The sequence below is a fragment of the Burkholderia sp. WSM2230 genome (genome assembly GCF_000472445.1).
Lineage (GTDB): Bacteria > Pseudomonadota > Gammaproteobacteria > Burkholderiales > Burkholderiaceae > Paraburkholderia.
On record NZ_AXAJ01000002.1, the window covers coordinates 168,064 to 185,017 of the forward strand.

Annotated in this window: 15 protein-coding genes; 12 read left to right on the top strand and 3 right to left on the bottom strand. The window is 63.1% G+C overall.

Features of this window, described 5'->3' with window-relative positions; genetic code table 11:
- Position 1: 1 nt before the first annotated feature.
- The gene (locus tag A3AC_RS0106265) at positions 2-1,072 is read right to left on the bottom strand and encodes an MBL fold metallo-hydrolase (RefSeq protein WP_025597934.1); all 1,071 of its coding nucleotides are present in this window, start codon (positions 1,070-1,072) and stop codon (positions 2-4) included.
- 124 nt (positions 1,073-1,196) lie between these two features.
- On the opposite strand from A3AC_RS0106265, the gene A3AC_RS0106270 reads away from it, so the two are divergent.
- The 12 genes from A3AC_RS0106270 to bioB all read left to right on the top strand — a co-directional run bounded on the left by A3AC_RS0106270 (position 1,197) and on the right by bioB (position 14,932).
- The gene (locus tag A3AC_RS0106270) at positions 1,197-1,652 is read left to right on the top strand and encodes a MerR family transcriptional regulator (protein WP_025597935.1); all 456 of its coding nucleotides are present in this window, start codon (positions 1,197-1,199) and stop codon (positions 1,650-1,652) included.
- A 220-nt stretch (positions 1,653-1,872) separates the two neighbouring features.
- Positions 1,873-3,711 carry a bifunctional isocitrate dehydrogenase kinase/phosphatase gene (gene aceK, locus A3AC_RS0106275; protein ID WP_025597936.1) on the top strand — a complete coding sequence of 613 codons (1,839 nt, stop codon included), beginning with the start codon at positions 1,873-1,875 and terminating at the stop codon, positions 3,709-3,711.
- A gap of 73 nt (positions 3,712-3,784) precedes the next feature.
- A complete protein-coding gene (can, locus tag A3AC_RS0106280; protein WP_025597937.1) occupies positions 3,785-4,561 on the top strand; it encodes a carbonate dehydratase in 777 nt (258 codons plus the stop codon).
- Positions 4,554-5,762: an acetyl-CoA C-acetyltransferase gene (locus A3AC_RS0106285; protein ID WP_025597938.1), complete on the top strand. Its 1,209-nt coding sequence runs from the start codon at positions 4,554-4,556 to the stop codon at positions 5,760-5,762. Before can ends, A3AC_RS0106285 begins: the two co-directional genes overlap by 8 nt.
- A 47-nt stretch (positions 5,763-5,809) precedes the next feature.
- The gene (locus A3AC_RS0106290; protein ID WP_025597939.1) at positions 5,810-6,487 is read left to right on the top strand and encodes an SDR family oxidoreductase; all 678 of its coding nucleotides are present in this window, start codon (positions 5,810-5,812) and stop codon (positions 6,485-6,487) included.
- Positions 6,488-6,499: 12 nt separating this feature from the next.
- Positions 6,500-7,630, top strand: coding sequence for an acyl-CoA dehydrogenase family protein (locus tag A3AC_RS0106295; protein ID WP_025597940.1), 1,131 nt, complete (start codon positions 6,500-6,502; stop codon positions 7,628-7,630).
- Positions 7,631-7,637: 7 nt separating this feature from the next.
- Complete coding sequence (locus tag A3AC_RS0106300) at positions 7,638-8,087, top strand: YchJ family protein (protein WP_025597941.1); 450 nt, start codon at positions 7,638-7,640, stop codon at positions 8,085-8,087.
- A gap of 656 nt (positions 8,088-8,743) precedes the next feature.
- Positions 8,744-10,042 (top strand): dienelactone hydrolase family protein, encoded by a 1,299-nt coding sequence (locus A3AC_RS0106305; protein ID WP_025597942.1) that lies wholly within the window; start codon positions 8,744-8,746, stop codon positions 10,040-10,042.
- Between the two features lie 477 nt (positions 10,043-10,519).
- Complete coding sequence (bioA, locus tag A3AC_RS0106310; protein WP_025597943.1) at positions 10,520-11,881, top strand: adenosylmethionine--8-amino-7-oxononanoate transaminase; 1,362 nt, start codon at positions 10,520-10,522, stop codon at positions 11,879-11,881.
- Positions 11,881-13,065 (top strand): 8-amino-7-oxononanoate synthase, encoded by a 1,185-nt coding sequence (gene bioF, locus A3AC_RS0106315; RefSeq protein WP_025597944.1) that lies wholly within the window; start codon positions 11,881-11,883, stop codon positions 13,063-13,065. Before bioA ends, bioF begins: the two co-directional genes overlap by 1 nt.
- Entirely contained in the window at positions 13,062-13,814 is a 753-nt protein-coding gene (gene bioD, locus A3AC_RS0106320) for a dethiobiotin synthase (protein ID WP_025597945.1), read from the top strand. Before bioF ends, bioD begins: the two co-directional genes overlap by 4 nt.
- A 35-nt stretch (positions 13,815-13,849) precedes the next feature.
- Positions 13,850-14,932 carry a biotin synthase BioB gene (gene bioB, locus A3AC_RS0106325; protein WP_025597946.1) on the top strand — a complete coding sequence of 361 codons (1,083 nt, stop codon included), beginning with the start codon at positions 13,850-13,852 and terminating at the stop codon, positions 14,930-14,932.
- Positions 14,933-14,938: 6 nt separating this feature from the next.
- On the opposite strand, the gene A3AC_RS0106330 is transcribed toward bioB, so the two are convergent.
- The gene (locus A3AC_RS0106330; RefSeq protein WP_025597947.1) at positions 14,939-15,970 is read right to left on the bottom strand and encodes a sulfate ABC transporter substrate-binding protein; all 1,032 of its coding nucleotides are present in this window, start codon (positions 15,968-15,970) and stop codon (positions 14,939-14,941) included.
- Positions 15,971-16,158: 188 nt separating this feature from the next.
- Complete coding sequence (locus A3AC_RS0106335) at positions 16,159-16,761, bottom strand: RBBP9/YdeN family alpha/beta hydrolase (RefSeq protein ID WP_025597948.1); 603 nt, start codon at positions 16,759-16,761, stop codon at positions 16,159-16,161.
- Between the last annotated feature and the right edge of the window lie 193 nt (positions 16,762-16,954).

Below are 16,954 nucleotides of genomic sequence, written 5' to 3' on the forward strand. Positions count from 1 at the left end.
TTCACGCCGAAAACCGCACGACCCCATCCGCATCCAGCGTGCGCTTCAACGCCCCGGCAAGCCACAGCAGATGCAAATGCGCGAGCGCCTCGCCCATCGCGAACGTCAACTGGTGAATGTCGAGCTCGCGCTTGAACATGAGCGGCACGATGTCCGCGGCGCTGTGCGGCTTTGCCGCGCACGCTTCGCGCACCTCGGCAAGACGCGCGTCGTGATGCTCGCGCAACTGCGCGACGCGCATGCGCACGCCGCGAAACGGCTTGCCATGCGACGGCAAGACGAGCGTGTCTTCCGGCATCACCTCGTAGCGCGCAAGCGACTCCAGATAGAGCGCCAACGGCGAGCCTTCCGGCTCCATCGCGAACACCGACACGTTCGTCGAAATGCGCGGCAGCACCATGTCGCCGGAAATCAGCACGCCGAGTTCTTCGCAATGGAGCGCGCAGTGCTCGGGGGAATGGCCGTAGCCCGTCACCACGCGCCACGTTTTTCTGCCGATTCTCACGCCGTCTGCTTCGCGCAAACGCCGGTACTGGCCCGGCACCGCCGGCACCAGGTTCGCGTAGTAGCTCTGACGGTTGCGCAGCTTCTCGAGCGACGCCTCGTCGGTGACGCCATGCAGCGCGAAGTGCCGTGCCGCAGCCTCGCCTCCCGCGTTGGAGCCGTCGCCGGCCGCCATCACGCGAGCCTGCATGTATTCGCCGAGCGTCATCCACAGGCGCACGTCCCAGCGCTTCTTGTCGCCGCCGCTGCAAACCCAGTCTGCAAGACCGATGTGATCGGGATGGCAATGGGAGACGATCACGCGCAGCACCGGCAAACCGTCTAACACCGTGTCGAACACCTTCTCCCAGTTCTGCCTGATCGCGTCGGACGCAATTCCGCAATCGACCACCGTCCAGCCGTCCTGGCCGTCGATCCGGTCGCGCAGCAGCCACAGATTGATGTGGTCGAGCGCGAACGGCAGCGGCATGCGCAGCCAGAACACGCCGGGCGCGACTTCCTGCGCTTGCCCCGGCTCAGGCAGCAAGTCCTTGAACGGATAGTCGAGTTGATGTTCGAGTGCATTCATTCTGGTGTCTTCCTCCACGCTTTGCGCGTACTTCCCACAGGTTGCATTCAACCCAGGTTGACGATAACGTAAACGTCGATTCTATCGTCCAATCCGATTTTGTGCCCGGCTACCGAATCCCCCGATGACCACCCAATACACGATCACCGAGCTCGCGCGCGAATTCGACGTCACGCCGCGCGCCATACGTTTCTACGAAGACCAGGGTTTACTCTCGCCAAGCCGCGAAGGATCGAGCGGCTTGCGGCGCGTCTATTCCGGCCGCGACCGCACGCGGCTGAAGCTCACGCTGCGCGGCAAGCGGCTCGGCTTCACGCTCTCCGAAATCCGCGATTTGCTGGATGTATATGAATCGCCGACGGACACCGTCCCGCAACTGCACGCGTTTCTTGACACGGTCGCGCGTCATCGCGACGTGCTGGAGCGGCAACTGGAAGACCTGAACGCGACACTCGAAGACCTCGCGCAATATGAAGCCCAGGCGCGCGCGCTGCTCGAAAGCGGCACCCACGCGGCAGTTGGAGAAGAAGCACGAGGACCAGCGGCAGCCCCGCAAGCGCGCGAGGCCAAGCCTGCGTGATCAGACAGTACCGCACGTATCGGACGAGATTTTTTTCTGCAAGTTGAGTCGTTTAGCAATGCCGAACCGGCGCATTGAGCGCAGTTGCCCGGAAAAGTCGGCAAATGCCCGGCAACGCCCATGGGTAGTAAGGCACGAGCCGGTTGACGCAATGCATCGCGGGCGCACCCGAACGATACAATCATGGGTGTCTTCACGATGAGACGAATGCACGGTCGACATGAATCACTTCCCCAAACTGTTGTCGTCGCAAATCGGCTTTGACGTCGCCCAAACCATGCTCGAAGGATTCGACCGGCACTACCGGATCTTTCGCGACGCGGCGATCCACGCCAAGACGCTGTTCGAGAACGGCGACTGGCATGGCCTGCAAAAGCTCGCGCGCGAGCGCATTACTTCATACGACGACCGCGTGCAGGAATGCGTCGAACTGCTCGAAGACGAGTACGACGCAGAGAACATTGACCGCGAAGTGTGGCAGCAGATCAAGCTGCACTACATTGGCCTCTTGACCACGCACCGTCAGCCCGAATGCGCGGAGACGTTTTTCAATTCGGTGTGCTGCAAGATTCTGCACCGCTCGTATTTCAACAACGACTTCATTTTCGTGCGCCCGGCGATCTCGACTGAATATCTCGAGAACGACGAACCGGCGGCCAAACCGACGTATCGCGCGTATTACCCCGGCAAGGACGGCCTTGCCGCGACGCTCGAGCGCATCGTCACAAATTTTCAGCTCGAGCCGCCGTTCGAAGATTTGACGCGTGACGTCGGCTGCGTGATGCAGGCGATTCACGACGCGTTCGGCACTTTCGACGAAGCGCCAAACTTCCAGATTCATGTGCTCTCGTCGCTGTTCTTTCGCAACAAGGCGGCGTATATCGTCGGGCGGATTATCAACGGCGACATGCTGCTGCCGTTCGCGGTGCCGCTGCGTCATGTGAAGCCCGGCGTGCTTGCGCTCGACACCGTGCTGCTCAAGCGCGAACAGCTGCTGATCATCTTCAGCTTCTCGCACTCGTATTTTCTCGTCGATATGGAAGTGCCGTCCGCTTACGTCGAGTTCCTTGGCATCATCATGCCGGGCAAGCCGAAAGCGGAAATCTATACGTCCGTCGGTTTGCAGAAGCAGGGCAAGAATCTGTTCTATCGCGATCTGCTGCATCATCTGTCGCATTCGAGCGATCAGTTCATCGTCGCGCCCGGCATCAAGGGGCTCGTGATGCTGGTGTTCACGCTGCCTTCGTTTCCATACGTCTTCAAGCTTATCAAGGACAACTTCCCTCCGCCGAAAGAAACCACGCGCGCGAAGATCCAGGAGAAGTATCAGCTCGTCAAGCGGCACGACCGCCTGGGGCGTATGGCTGACACGCTCGAATATTCGAGCGTCGCCCTGCCCATTTCGCGGCTGGACGACACACTTCTGCGCGAGCTCGAAAAGGAGGTGCCGTCGCTGCTCGAATATGAAGGCGAGAACGTGGTGATTCGCCATATGTATATCGAGCGCCGCATGGTGCCGTTGAATCTGTTCCTGCAAAACGGCAGCGACGCGGACGTCGATCATGGCATCAAGGAATACGGCAACGCGGTGAAGGAGTTGATGCAGGCGAACATTTTCCCCGGTGACATGCTGTACAAGAACTTTGGCGTGACACGCCACGGCCGCGTGGTGTTCTACGACTACGACGAGATCGAATATCTGACCGACTGCAACGTGCGCGCGGTGCCGGCCCCGCGCAACGAGGAAGACGAAATGTCGGGCGAGCCGTGGTACCCGGTCGGCCCTCACGACATTTTCCCCGAGACGTATGGCACTTTCCTGCTCGGCGACCCACGCGTGCGCCGCTCGTTCATGCAGCATCACGCGGACTTCTTCGATCCCGCGCTGTGGCAAAAGCACAAGGACCATCTACTGAAAGGCGAATTGCCCGACTTCTTTCCCTATGACAGCAGCGTGCGCTTTTGCATCCGCTATCCGGAACGCTTTGACGATGCAGCATCCAACGCAGTGAATGCCGCCAACTCGCAAGCCGACGAACGTAGCGTGAGAGTCGCCTAGCCGCACTACCTCGAATCCAACGTAACGCAACGAAACGGCCGCTCAACCGGCCGCATAACCGCCAACACGCATCATGAACATGAACGCTTCCAACTCCGCTCATCCGCTCGCCCATCTGTTCGAGAACAACGACGCGTGGGTCGCCCGCAAGCTGGCCGAAGACCCCGAGTACTTCTCGCGCCTCGCGCATCAGCAGACGCCCGAGTATCTGTGGATCGGTTGCTCCGACTCGCGCGTGCCGGCCAACCAGATCATCGGTCTGCCGCCGGGCGAAGTGTTCGTGCACAGAAACATCGCGAACGTGGTCGTGCATACGGACCTGAACTGCCTCTCGGTGATCCAGTTCGCCGTCGACCTGCTCAAGGTCAAGCACATCATGGTGGTGGGCCACTATGGCTGCTCGGGCGTGGGCGCGGCGCTGCACGGCCGCCGCGTGGGTCTCGCGGACAACTGGCTGCATCACGTGCAGGACGTGCGTTCGAAGCACGCGGCGCTGCTCGACGGATGGCCGCTTGGCGAGGCGCGTCACCGCCGCCTCGTCGAACTGAACACGATCGAGCAGGTGGTGAACGTATGCCGCACGACCATCATCAACGATGCATGGGCGCGCGGCCAGGAACTGACCGTGCACGGCTGGGTGTACGGCGTGCACGACGGCAAGGTGCGCGACCTCGGCATGACGGTGAACAACGCGGCCGCGCTCGAACAGACCTATGAGCGCTGCGTAGCCGGTGTATCGGCGAGCCGCGCGCATGAGGCGGACAACGACGTGGTGGCCGCCGACGCGGCTCGGCTTGGCGACGTGCCGGCCATCGTCGAAGGTGTGATCAAGGAGCTAAAACATGAGTGAGACGAACAGGAACAGTATGACCGCTGATCCGATTGTGATCGTAAGCGCGGCACGCACGCCGATGGCTGCGTTTCAGGGCGACTTTGCGTCGCTTACCGCGCCGCAACTGGGCTCGGTTGCGATTGAGGCCGCCGTGCAACGCGCGGGACTAAAGCCCGAACAGATCGACGAAGTGGTGATGGGCTGCGTGCTGCCCGCGGGCCTCGGCCAGGCGCCCGCGCGGCAAGCCGCGCTCGGCGCCGGCCTGCCGCTTTCCACGGGCAGCACGACGGTCAACAAGATGTGCGGCTCCGGCATGCGCGCCGCGATGTTCGCGCACGACATGCTGGCCGCCGGCTCGGTCGAGGTGATCGTCGCGGGCGGAATGGAGAGCATGACGAACGCACCGTATCTGCTGCCCAAAGCACGAGGCGGCATGCGCATGGGTCACGGCCAGGTGATCGATCACATGTTCTACGACGGCCTCGAGGACGCCTACGAAAAAGGCCGCCTGATGGGCACGTTCGCGGAAGAATGCGCGGCCTCGTTCGACTTCACGCGGGACGCGCAAGATGCTTTCGCTGTCGAATCGCTGAACCGCGCGAAGCGCGCAAACGAAGACGGTTCGTTCGCGTGGGAAATTGCGCCGGTAAAAGTGCAAAGCCGCAAAGGCGAAGTGACCGTCGAGCACGACGAGCAGCCGTACAAGGCGAACCTCGACAAGATTCCGACGCTCAAGCCCGCGTTCAGCAAAACCGGCACGGTGACGGCCGCAAACTCGTCGTCGATTTCGGACGGCGCTGCGGCGCTCGTCATGATGCGCGAATCGACGGCGAAGCGCCTTGGCGTCGAGCCGCTTGCACGCGTGGTCGGGCACTCCACCTTCGCGCAGGAACCGGCGAAATTCACAACCGCGCCGGTCGGCGCGATTCACAAGCTGTTCGAGAAGAACGGCTGGCGCGCGGACGAAGTCGATCTGTACGAAGTCAACGAGGCTTTCGCTGTCGTGACCATGGCGGCGATGAAGGAGCACAAGCTTCCCCACGACAAGGTCAACGTGCACGGCGGCGCGTGCGCGCTCGGCCACCCGATCGGCGCATCCGGCGCGCGGATTATCGTCACGCTGATCGGCGCGCTCAAGAGGCGCGGCGGCAAGCGCGGCGTTGCGACGTTGTGCATCGGCGGGGGCGAAGCGACTGCGATGGGCATCGAGCTGGTTTGACACGTCGCGCGCACGTTCAGGCGCTTTCCATAGTTGGAGGTGATTCAATGAAGACAGTGTTGATCGTCGGTGCGTCGCGCGGCATCGGCCACGAGTTTGTCCGGCAGTACAAAGAGAGCGGCTGGCGCGTGCTCGCCACCGCGCGCGACGGCGCCGCGCTCGACGCTCTGTCCCAGCTCGGCGCACAGCCCTATTCCGTCGACGTAACGGAGCCCGCGGATATCGCCGCACTCGGCTGGAAGCTCGACGGCGAACATGTCGATGTGGCCATCGTCGTGTCGGGCGTCTATGGTCCGCGCAGCGAAGGCATTGAAACGATTACCGCCGAAGACTTCGACCATGTGATGCACACCAACGTGCGTGGCCCGATGCAACTCATGCCGATCCTGCTGCCGCTCGTCGAAGAAACCGGCGGCGTGCTGGCGGTGATCTCGAGCAGGATGGGCAGCATTGCCGATGCGAGCGGCACGAGCGGCTGGCTGTATCGCGTGAGCAAGGCGGCGCTTAACGACGCGCTCAAGCTTGCGTCGCTCGAAGCGCAGCGCGCGACGTGCGTGTCGCTGCACCCGGGCTGGGTGCAGACCGATATGGGCGGCGCACAGGCCGCCGTTCATCCCACCCGCAGCGTGAGCGGCATGCGCGAGGTGCTGGCGCAGGCGGCGGCCTCGCGCGAAGCGTTCAATGGCCGCTTCTATCAATACGACGGCACCCAGCTCGACTGGTGAGGAGACAGGCTCATGGTGCTTGATCAGGATCACCTGATGGTGCGCGACGCGCTGCGCACCTTCGTGCGCGAAGCCATCACGCCGTACGCGGCGGCGTGGGACCGCGAGCGCACTTTTCCAAAAGACGTGCACCGTCAGCTCGCGGAACTCGGCGCTTACGGCGTGCTGGTGCCCGAAGCGTACGGCGGCGCCGGCATGGACGCGCTCGCGCTCGCGCTGATTCTCGAAGAAATCGCAGCCGGCGACGGCGGCACGTCCACGGCGATCTCCGTGAACAACTGCCCCGTGTGCAGCATCCTGTTGACGTACGGCAACGACGCGCAAAAGCGCGACTGGCTCACGCCGCTTGCGCGCGGCGAAATGCTCGGCGCGTTCTGCCTTACGGAGCCGCAGGCGGGGTCCGACGCGTCGGCGCTGCGCACCACCGCAACACGCGACGGTGACGCGTATGTGCTTAACGGCGTGAAGCAGTTCATCACGAGCGGCAAGAACGGCAACGTTGCAATCGTGATGGCCGTCACCGACAAGGCGGCGGGCAAACGCGGCATCAGCGCATTCATTGTGCCGACCGACAGCCAGGGTTACGTCGTCGCGCGGCTCGAAGACAAGCTCGGACAGCATTCGTCGGACACCGCACAGATCGTTTTCGAAGACTGCCGCGTGCCTGCCGCCAACCTGATCGGCGCGGAAGGCGAGGGTTATCGCATTGCGCTGTCGGGGCTTGAGGGCGGACGCATCGGCATCGCGGCGCAAAGCGTCGGCATGGCGCGCGCCGCGTTCGAAGCGGCGTTGAGCTATGCGAAAGAGCGCGAGAGCTTCGGCGAACCGCTGTTCTCGCACCAGGCCGTGCAATTCCGTCTCGCGGAGATGGCGACGCAACTCGAAGCCGCGCGTCAGTTGATCTGGCATGCCGCCTCGCTGAAAGACGCGGGCCGGCCCTGCCTCACGGAAGCCGCCATGGCCAAACTGTTTGCTTCCGAAGCGGCCGAGCGCATCTGTTCGGCGGCGCTGCAGATTCACGGCGGTTATGGGTATCTGAGCGACTTTCCCGTCGAACGGATTTATCGCGATGTGCGCGTGTGCCAGATCTACGAAGGCACGAGCGACATCCAGAAGATCTTGATCGCTCGCGGTATTGGTTAGGAGTTCGATGAGCAAGCAGAAGCCGTCCACGCAACGCCCCGCTGATTGTCCATGCGGCGGCGCTGCGCCTCACCAGTCCGGCGCAGCAACAACGCCGCGTTTTGCGCAGTGCTGCGGCCGTTATATCGACGGCGGCGAACTGGCGCCGCGCGCGCTGGAACTGATGCGCTCGCGCTACAGCGCCTATGTCGTCGGCGCAACCGAGTACCTCCGTGCCACGTGGTCGCCAGCCACCTGTCCCGCCGATCTCGACGCGGACCCTTTCGCGCCCGACGCCCCGCGTTGGCTCGGACTGCAAATCAAGGCATTCGCCGAGACGGACCCGACGCACGCGACGGTTGAATTCGTCGCGCGGTACAAGGTGGCGGGCCGCGCATATCGGTTGCATGAGCTAAGCCGATTCATTCGCAATGACGACGGCCACTGGCTTTATGTCGACGGCGACGTGAGCGAATAGTTTTTCAGTAGCTTTCCCCGTCTTACATGGGGAGCACTGGACAATGCGCCGGGATCGCATATGGCCCTTTAGAAAGGCCACTTTCTGTTGTTGGCTCGGCGCGACAGCCCGGCGGGCCCGCCATCGCAGGGAGCACGGCTGGGCCCGGGCAAGCGCTTCGGTTTCATCCGTCGATTTAAAGCCTGTTTGCGCCTGCGTATGCGCCTGCGTGCGCCTTCCATTCGTGCACCTCTCGCTGCGCGCCCCACCGCGTGTGCCTCGCGCGCCACGCGGCAATTTTTTCGTCGCGGGTTCTCCTTGATTGCACAAAACAAAATTGTCGTGCCAGGATGAGGCCGTTGCTTCATGACGCCACCCTGCGAGGACCAGTTGGTAAGGGTTCCGCAAGTTGCGCCGGCGCCTGCCGATAACCGGATAGTAAGGGTTGCGGCAACGGCTCCGGCAGCAGATGTGGCGTTCATCATCGGCGCGTGGGGTCGCGTCGGCCGTTGGGTTTGTCCCGTGCGATCTCGAGTTGACGTGCGTGCGCTTCGCGCAATGCGTACGTGAGCATGTTTTTGTTTGTCGCAAACGCTAGCGAAAGGCAAATGTTAGTCGCGCGTTTTCGATGAACGCAAAGCAGACGTTGTGGCAGTTTTTTTCAGGCAGGTACGTGAATGGTGTTGAGCAAGGTTCTGGCTAAGTGGGCGGCGATCTGTGCAGCGGCTATGTGCGCTGTCGCAGCCGCGCACGCGAACCCGCTCGCAGACGGCCAGCCTGGACCGCTCGCTCGCGCTCAGGTGCCGCGCATCGCGCTGCCCGATGACGTGTATCTGCCGAGCGCGCGCCTGAACCAGCAGATCATCCGCATACCGGTCGACGCCGACGGCGACATCACGCTTCAAACGACGATCTACAAGCCGGACGGCGCAGGCCCGTTTCCGATGATCGTCTTCAATCACGGCAAAATTCCCGGCGATCCACGTATGCAGGAGCGCAGCGACCCGCTGCCGTTCGCGCGCGAATTCGTGCGCCGCGGCTACGTGGTGGTGGCGCCGAACCGCCAGGGTTTCGGCCAGTCGGGCGGTGTCTATCATCAGGACGGCTGCGATGTGGAGCGCAACGGCTTGTCGCAGGCCGGTGACGTGGCGGCCACGATCGACTACATGTCGAAGCAGCCTTATGTCGACGCGTCGCACATCGTGGTGGCGGGCACGTCGCACGGCGGACTCGCAACCATGGCGTACGGCACCGAGGCGGCGCCGGGGGTGCGGGCGCTCATCAACTTCTCGGGCGGCTTGCGGCAGGACGCGTGCGGTGACTGGCAGGGCAACCTGACGCGTGCTTTCGGCGCATACGGCGACAAGACCAAAGTGCCGTCGCTGTGGATGTACGGCGACAACGACTCCGTGTGGAATGCGCCGCTCGTGGCCGGCATGTACGCGGCGTACGTCGCGCACGGCGCGAGCGCCAAGATGGTCGACTACGGTCGCTATAAGAACGACGCACACCGGCTCGTTGGCGACCGCGATGGCGTGCATGTCTGGTGGCCGGCTGTCGAGGCGTTCCTCGCACGCATGGGCATGCCGACGGGCGTCCAATATCGCGTGGAAGATCCTTCCGCGCCCAAGGCGAGCGGCTTTGCTTCCGTCGATGCCGTCGACGCCGTGCCCTACGTGGATGAAGCCGGACGCAATGGGTATCGCAACTTCCTGCGACAGTACCCGAGCCGCGCTTTTGCTGTGTCGTACACGGGCGCATGGTCCTGGGCCGAGGGCGGCGACGATCCTATGTCGGTCGCGATTGCGAACTGCCAGAAACAGAGCTCGGCGCCTTGCCGGTTGTATGCGGTTGATAACTCCGTTGTTTGGGGAGATCAGGGTTCGCGCACGGCTGGTAATGGTTCGGGCGATTCGGATCGCTCCACGCTTTCATCCGCCGATGACGGCCGGCATGCTATTGCTAGTCGGGAATAGGCGCCCGGCAAAACCTCCCAATATCTCTCCAATTGGCTTACTTCACAACACACGTTGTGTGCCGGTCAATTCCGGCATTTAGTTAGCGATACTAATGTCTGCTTTGCGGCCTGAAGGCCGTCGCGACTGCGCAGCGGATCGCCAGACGATGCACAGTTCCCGTCCCGAACTGGCGGAGATACGGCAGGCGGCCCCGATTTCCTCCCACCCCGCCCAATACTTTTCCGTCGTCAACTCCGCCCATCTGCGACCTTCAATCCCGAAAGCCAATCAGCTGCACCGAACAGCGCCGAACCTCGACCCGCAAGCCAAAAATCGCCCCGCAAGCCCTGGTGCAAAGGCGCAAATAAACCGCTAATCTCGACCCCGCACGCTGGCCTTCGAACCGGGCGCGGCACAAAAATCTTTGCGCGCAGCGCCTCGAAAAAACCATAAAAAAGCCCCGACAGCAGCGGCACAAAAGCACCGGAGTACCCCTTGGAAAATTCAACAGCATCACCAACATCGACGGAAGACTGGATCGCCCGCAGCCTGCGCGCCGTCTGGCATCCGTGCACGCAGATGAAGCATCACGAGCGCCTGCCGCTCGTGCCCGTCGCGCGCGGTCAAGGCGCGTGGCTCTACGACCGCGCCGGCCGTCGCTATCTGGATGCGATCAGTTCGTGGTGGGTCAATCTGTTCGGCCACGCGAACCCGCGTATCAACGCAGCGCTCAAGGATCAGCTCGATACGCTCGAGCACGCGATGCTCGCCGGCTGCACGCACGAGCCCGCCATCGAACTCGCCGAGCGCCTTGGCACGCTCACCAACAACACGTTGGGCCACGCGTTCTTCGCATCGGATGGCGCCTCGGCCGTGGAAATCGCGCTGAAAATGAGCTTCCACTCGTGGCGCAATCGCGGTTTCGCCGACAAGCAGGAATTCGTCTGCATTGCCAACAGCTACCACGGCGAGACCGTCGGCGCGTTGGGCGTAACCGACGTCGCGCTGTTCAAGGACGCCTACGATCCGCTCATCCGCAGCGCTCATGTCGTGGCATCGCCGGACGCTCGGCTCGGCCAAGCCGGTGAAACGGCCACGGACGTCGCACGTCGCGCACTGCAACACGTGCGCGCGCTTTTCGAAGCGCGCGCCGAAAAAATCGCCGCGTTGATCGTCGAGCCGCTGGTGCAATGCGCAGCAGGCATGGCCATGCACGACGCGTCGTACATCGCCGGCTTGCGCGCGTTGTGTGACCAGTACGGCGTGCATCTGATCGCGGATGAAATCGCCGTGGGTTGCGGGCGCACGGGCACCTTCTTCGCGTGCGAACAGGCCGGCATCTGGCCGGACTTCCTGTGTCTGTCCAAAGGCATTAGCGGCGGCTATCTGCCGCTTTCCATCGTGCTTTCGCGCGACGAAATCTTTAACGCCTTCTATCACGACGATACCGCGCGCGGTTTCCTGCACTCGCATTCGTACACAGGCAATCCGCTCGCATGCCGCGCGGCGCTCGCCACGCTCGACCTGTTCGCGAGCGACAACGTGCTGGCCGTCAACAAGCAAAAGTCGACCGCACTGAAGGCCGCACTTGCTCCACTGGCGGAGCACGCCAACGTGCGCAATCTGCGTCAATGCGGAACGATCTTCGCGTTCGACGCAGTGATCGACAATGCTCAGCATGCCAAAGCATTTTCACGCCGTTTCTTCGAAAACGCCTTGCAGCGCGAGCTGCTGCTGCGCCCCATTTCGACCACTGTCTACCTGATGCCACCGTACATTCTCGACGACGAAGAACTCGCGCTGCTCGCCTCGCGCACGCGCGAAACGTTCGGCGCCACGCTCGCGGAGGTGCACTGATGCATCTCCTCGACACACTTTCGCAGGGACTGAAGGAGATCGACGAGCGCGGCCTGCGCCGTCGCCGCCGCACGGCCGACACGCCTTGCGCGGCTCACATGACGGTCGACGGCCGCGAGATCATCGGCTTCGCGAGCAATGATTACCTTGGGCTCGCCGCGCATCCGCAATTGATCGCGGCCATTGCAGAAGGCGCGCAACGCTATGGCGCGGGCAGCGGCGGTTCGCATCTGCTCGGCGGGCACTCGCGTGCGCACGCGCAACTCGAAGACGACTTGGCTGAGTTCGTCGGCGGCTTCGTCGATGCGCCCCGAGCGCTTTACTTCAGCACCGGCTACATGGCGAACCTCGCGACGCTCACCGCGCTCGCGGGCCGCGGCACGACACTCTTTTCCGATGCGCTGAACCATGCTTCGCTAATCGACGGCGCGCGCTTGTCGCGAGCCGACGTGCAGATCTATCCGCACTGCGATATGGAAGCGTTGAGCGCGATGCTCGACGCGTCTGACGCAGACGTGAAGGTCATCGTCTCCGATACCGTGTTCAGCATGGACGGCGACATCGCACCGCTGCCGCGTCTGCTCGAGCTTGCGGAACGGCACGGCGCATGGCTGATCGTCGACGATGCGCACGGTTTCGGCGTGCTCGGTCCGCAAGGGCGCGGCGCAATTGCAGAAGCCGCGTTGCGCGCGCCGAACCTGATTTCAATCGGCACGCTCGGCAAAGCGGCGGGCGTGTCGGGCGCATTCGTCGCGGCGCACGAGACGGTGATCGAATGGCTCGTTCAGCGCGCGCGCCCGTATATTTTCACCACAGCTTCCGTGCCGGCTGCCGCGCATGCGGTGTCGGCGAGCCTGCGCATTATCGGCGGCGCGGAAGGCGATGAGCGGCGCGCGCATCTTCGGCAACTGATCGAACGCACACGCGCGATGCTCAAGACCACGCCGTGGCTTCCGGTCGATTCGCACACCGCCGTGCAACCGCTCATCATCGGCGCGAACGAGGCCACGCTCGAAATCGCCGCCTCGCTCGACCGCGCGGGTTTGTGGGTTCCCGCTATCCGGCCCCCGACAGTGCCGACGGGCACATCGCGCTTGCGCATTTCGCTGTCGGCGGCGCACTCGCACGCAGATCTGGACCGACTCGAAGCGGGCTTGCAACAGACCGGAGCGCGAGCCGCATGACCTCTACCTCTACGTCAACCGATAGCGCACCGTTGCGCGCATTGTCGCTATTTGTTACCGGCACGGATACAGAAATCGGCAAGACCTTCGTCTCGTCGGCATTGCTGCGCGGTTTCGCTCGCGAGGGACTGCGAGCCGCCGCAATGAAGCCGATTGCCGCGGGCGCATTCGAGCTGAACGGTCAGCTGCATAACGAAGACGCGGATCAGTTGGACGCGGCGTCGAACGTATTGTTGCCGCCCGAGATGCGCACGCCGTATCTGCTGAAAGAGCCTGCCGCGCCGCATATCGCGGCGGCGTTGGAAAACGTCGGATTCGATATCGACCGCATCGTGGCCTGCCATCGACAAGCGCTCACGCGTGCGGACGTTGTCGTGGTGGAAGGCGTCGGCGGCTTTCGTGTGCCGTTGACCGCGACGCACGACACCGCCGATCTCGCCGTCGCCTTGAAGCTGCCGGTCGTGCTGGTGGTCGGCATGCGTCTTGGCTGCATCAATCACGCCTTGCTCACTGCCGAGGCAATCGCCGCGCGCGGGCTCACGCTTGCCGGCTGGGTTGCGAATCGCGTCGATCCGGACATGACCTTTCCCGACGAAAACATCGCATCGATCCGCGAGCATCTCGCACGAGAACATCATGCGCCGTTGCTCGGCATCGTGCCGCATCTGAGCCCGGCATCGCCCAAACTCGCTGCTGAAGCACTGGACATTCAACGGCTATTGCAGACGCTGCGTCACTCGCAGCGCTGAATCGAACATCACATCCATTCATGAGGATTGAGCACATGACCCAACCGAACATCGCTCCATCGACCGCGCGCACGGCCGCCATCAGCAACGCCAATGCCAACGCCAACGCCGATGCTGCGGGCAAACAGCTCGCGCGCTGGCGTGTCGCCGACATCGTCGCGCTGTACGAACTGCCTTTCAACGACCTGATGTTTCGCGCGCAGCAAACGCATCGCGAGCATTTCGACGCGAACACCGTGCAACTGTCGACGCTGCTGTCGATCAAGACCGGCGGCTGCGAAGAAGATTGCGCGTATTGTCCACAGTCGGTACATCACGACACGGGTCTGCAAGCCGACAAGCTGATGCCGGTAGATGAAGTGCTCGCCGCCGCGAAAGCCGCGAAGGAAAACGGCGCAACGCGCTTCTGCATGGGCGCCGCGTGGCGCAATCCGAAAGACCGGCATCTCGAGCCGATCAAGGACATGATCCGCGGCGTCAAGGCGATGGGACTTGAAACCTGCGTGACGCTCGGCATGCTCGAGACGCATCAGGCGCAAGCCTTGCGCGAGGCCGGTCTCGACTACTACAACCACAATCTCGACACGTCGCCGGAGTTCTACGGCCAGATTATTTCCACGCGCACGTATCAGGACCGCCTCGACACGCTCGAACGCGTGCGCGACGCGGGCATCAATGTGTGCTGCGGCGGCATTGTGGGTCTGGGCGAGTCGCGTCGCGAACGCGCGGGCCTGATCGCTCAGCTGGCCAACATGGACCCGTATCCGGAGTCGGTGCCGATCAACAACCTGGTGCAAGTGGAAGGCACGCCGCTGACCGGCACCGAAGCTATTGATCCGTTCGAATTCGTGCGGACAATCGCGATTGCGCGCATCACGATGCCGCGTGCGATGGTGCGTCTGTCCGCCGGCCGCGAGCAGATGGACGAGGCGCTACAGGCCATGTGCTTTCTCGCGGGCGCGAACTCGATTTTCTATGGCGATCAGTTGCTGACCACGAGCAACCCGCAAGCCGAAGCGGATCGCAAGCTGCTTTCACGCCTCGGCATTCGCGCCGAGGCGGCCCAGCAAATGCCGCTCGAAAAGAGCGGCTGCGAGCACGGTTGCGATCACGCGTAAAACGCGTTACTTCCTGTCGACGACGATCTGATCGAAAGTCCCGCCGTCGGAGAAATGGGTTTGCTGCGCTTTCTGCCAGCTGCCGAACATTTCTTCGACGGTAAACGTCTTGATCGGTTTGAATTCCGCCGCGTGTTTCGCGAGCACGTTCTTGTCGCGCGGACGCAGATGATGTTGCGCGATGACCTCCTGCGCAGCCGGCGACCATAGATAATCGAGGTACGCCTGCGCCTCCTTGCGCGTGCCGCGTTTATCGACCACCTTGTCGACAATCGACACCGGCGGCGCCGCGAGCAGGCTCAGCGACGGATACACCGCCTCGAAGTTGCCCGCGCCCACGCCGCTGTTCATCAGCGCGACTTCGTTTTCAAAGGTGACCAGCACGTCGCCGATGCCGCGTTGCGTGAACGTTGTGGTCGCGCCGCGGCCTCCTGTGTCGAGCACCGGCACGTTCTTGAAAATCGCCTTCTCGAAGTTGAGCGCGTCTGCGTCCGTGCCGCCATGCTGCTTGCGATAACCCCACGCGGCGAGGTACGTGTAGCGTCCGTTGCCGGAGGTCTTCGGATTCGCGATGACCACCTGCACGCCGGGCTTCGCGAGATCGTCCCAGTCCTTGATGTGCTTCGGGTTACCCTTGCGCACGAGGAACACCATCGTCGTGGTGTACGGCGCGCTGTCGTTGGGCAGACGTGCGCGCCAGTTCGCTGGGATCAGTTGACCTTTTTCGGCGAGCAGATCGATATCGTTCGGCTGGTTCATCGTCACGACGTCGGCCTGCAAGCCCTGCAATACCGACAGCGCCTGCGCGCTCGACGCGCCATGCGACTGGCGAATCGACACGGTCTCGCCGCTCTTCTGCTTGTACGCGGCGATGAAGCCCGCATTGATGTCCTTGTACAACTCGCGCGTCACGTCGTACGACACGTTCAATAACGACGCATCCGCGTACGCCGCCGATGTGCCGCCAAGCCCGAAGCCCAACGTAATCGCCGTGAAGCCGGCCGCCAGCCAGCGCGATGTCCCCGTCCTGCCTGCCATGTTGTCCCCGCTGTCGATGATGAAAAGCCGTGGCCGCGCCAGCGCGCGGCATGTAGCGGGATTCTAGCGGATCGCACCTGTGCGCCGCGCCGGCATGCGCGATTGCCTCACGGCGTGCAAGCATGGGATGCGGCGCAGTCGAGGCGCTTATCAACGCCCGTGTCAATGCGCCGCCCGTCAGCCCATCCTCAAACCATCGCATGCTGCGCGATCTCCAGCGCTTCGTCGCGAAAACGCAGCGGCGCGGCGCAGTGCACCAGCGTGTCGATGAAATACTTGGCCCTCGGCCACGGTCCGAATCCGGCCGCGGTGTTGATATGCCCCGCGTCACCCAGATTGACGAAAGCGCTGCCGAAACGCTGCGCGAGTTCGCGCGAACCGGCAAGCGGCATCCACGGATCCGTTTCGCTGCCGATCAGAATGGACGGCACGCCGACACGCCGCGCTTCGAATGGTCCGGCAAAGGTGAACTTTTGCGGACTGGCGGGCGCGACGAACAGCACGCCGACCACGTCGTTCGCATACGACGCCTGCTGCAACGCGTGAGCCGCGGCAAGGCAGCCGAAGCTATGCGCGGCGAGCACGAACGGCCCACGCTCGCGTTCGAGCAACTGGCGCAACGAGTTGGCCCAGCCCGCCACGTCCGGCGCATCCCAGTCCGCCTGCTCGACGCGCAGCGAGCGCGCGAACTGGCGCTCGAGCCACGTCTGCCAATGGGCGCCCTCGCTGCCGTGCAGGCCCGGAACCGTGACGAGCCGCGGCGGCCACGGCGATCTTGCGCATGAAAGCATGTCTGTCCCTCGCAAAGAGAAACCGGAGAGCCATTGTCCCGCCGCCTTGCGCGTGGACGAACCAAGTTTTTGTGCTTTGTTTATGGGCTGGATGTGCGCGCATTGCGAAGGCTGCTGCGTACGGTCGTGCGCAATTGCGCGGGATTGCCGGCGAAAAAGTAGAATGAAGCCTACCCATAAAAGGAGGAGCCCT

Bases quoted from the DNA above. Each gene is read 5' to 3' on its own strand.
- A3AC_RS0106300 (WP_025597941.1), top strand. From the start codon at position 7,638: ATGAGCAAGCAGAAGCCGTCCACGCAACGCCCCGCTGATTGTCCATGC.
- aceK (WP_025597936.1), top strand. From the start codon at position 1,873: ATGAATCACTTCCCCAAACTGTTGTCGTCGCAAATCGGCTTTGACGTC.
- A3AC_RS0106330 (WP_025597947.1), bottom strand. From the start codon at position 15,970: ATGGCAGGCAGGACGGGGACATCGCGCTGGCTGGCGGCCGGCTTCACG.
- can (WP_025597937.1), top strand. From the start codon at position 3,785: ATGAACATGAACGCTTCCAACTCCGCTCATCCGCTCGCCCATCTGTTC.
- A3AC_RS0106305 (WP_025597942.1), top strand. From the start codon at position 8,744: ATGGTGTTGAGCAAGGTTCTGGCTAAGTGGGCGGCGATCTGTGCAGCG.
- bioD (WP_025597945.1), top strand. From the start codon at position 13,062: ATGACCTCTACCTCTACGTCAACCGATAGCGCACCGTTGCGCGCATTG.
- bioF (WP_025597944.1), top strand. From the start codon at position 11,881: ATGCATCTCCTCGACACACTTTCGCAGGGACTGAAGGAGATCGACGAG.
- A3AC_RS0106285 (WP_025597938.1), top strand. From the start codon at position 4,554: ATGAGTGAGACGAACAGGAACAGTATGACCGCTGATCCGATTGTGATC.
- A3AC_RS0106265 (WP_025597934.1), bottom strand. From the start codon at position 1,072: ATGAATGCACTCGAACATCAACTCGACTATCCGTTCAAGGACTTGCTG.
- A3AC_RS0106295 (WP_025597940.1), top strand. From the start codon at position 6,500: ATGGTGCTTGATCAGGATCACCTGATGGTGCGCGACGCGCTGCGCACC.
- A3AC_RS0106335 (WP_025597948.1), bottom strand. From the start codon at position 16,761: ATGCTTTCATGCGCAAGATCGCCGTGGCCGCCGCGGCTCGTCACGGTT.
- bioB (WP_025597946.1), top strand. From the start codon at position 13,850: ATGACCCAACCGAACATCGCTCCATCGACCGCGCGCACGGCCGCCATC.
- A3AC_RS0106270 (WP_025597935.1), top strand. From the start codon at position 1,197: ATGACCACCCAATACACGATCACCGAGCTCGCGCGCGAATTCGACGTC.
- A3AC_RS0106290 (WP_025597939.1), top strand. From the start codon at position 5,810: ATGAAGACAGTGTTGATCGTCGGTGCGTCGCGCGGCATCGGCCACGAG.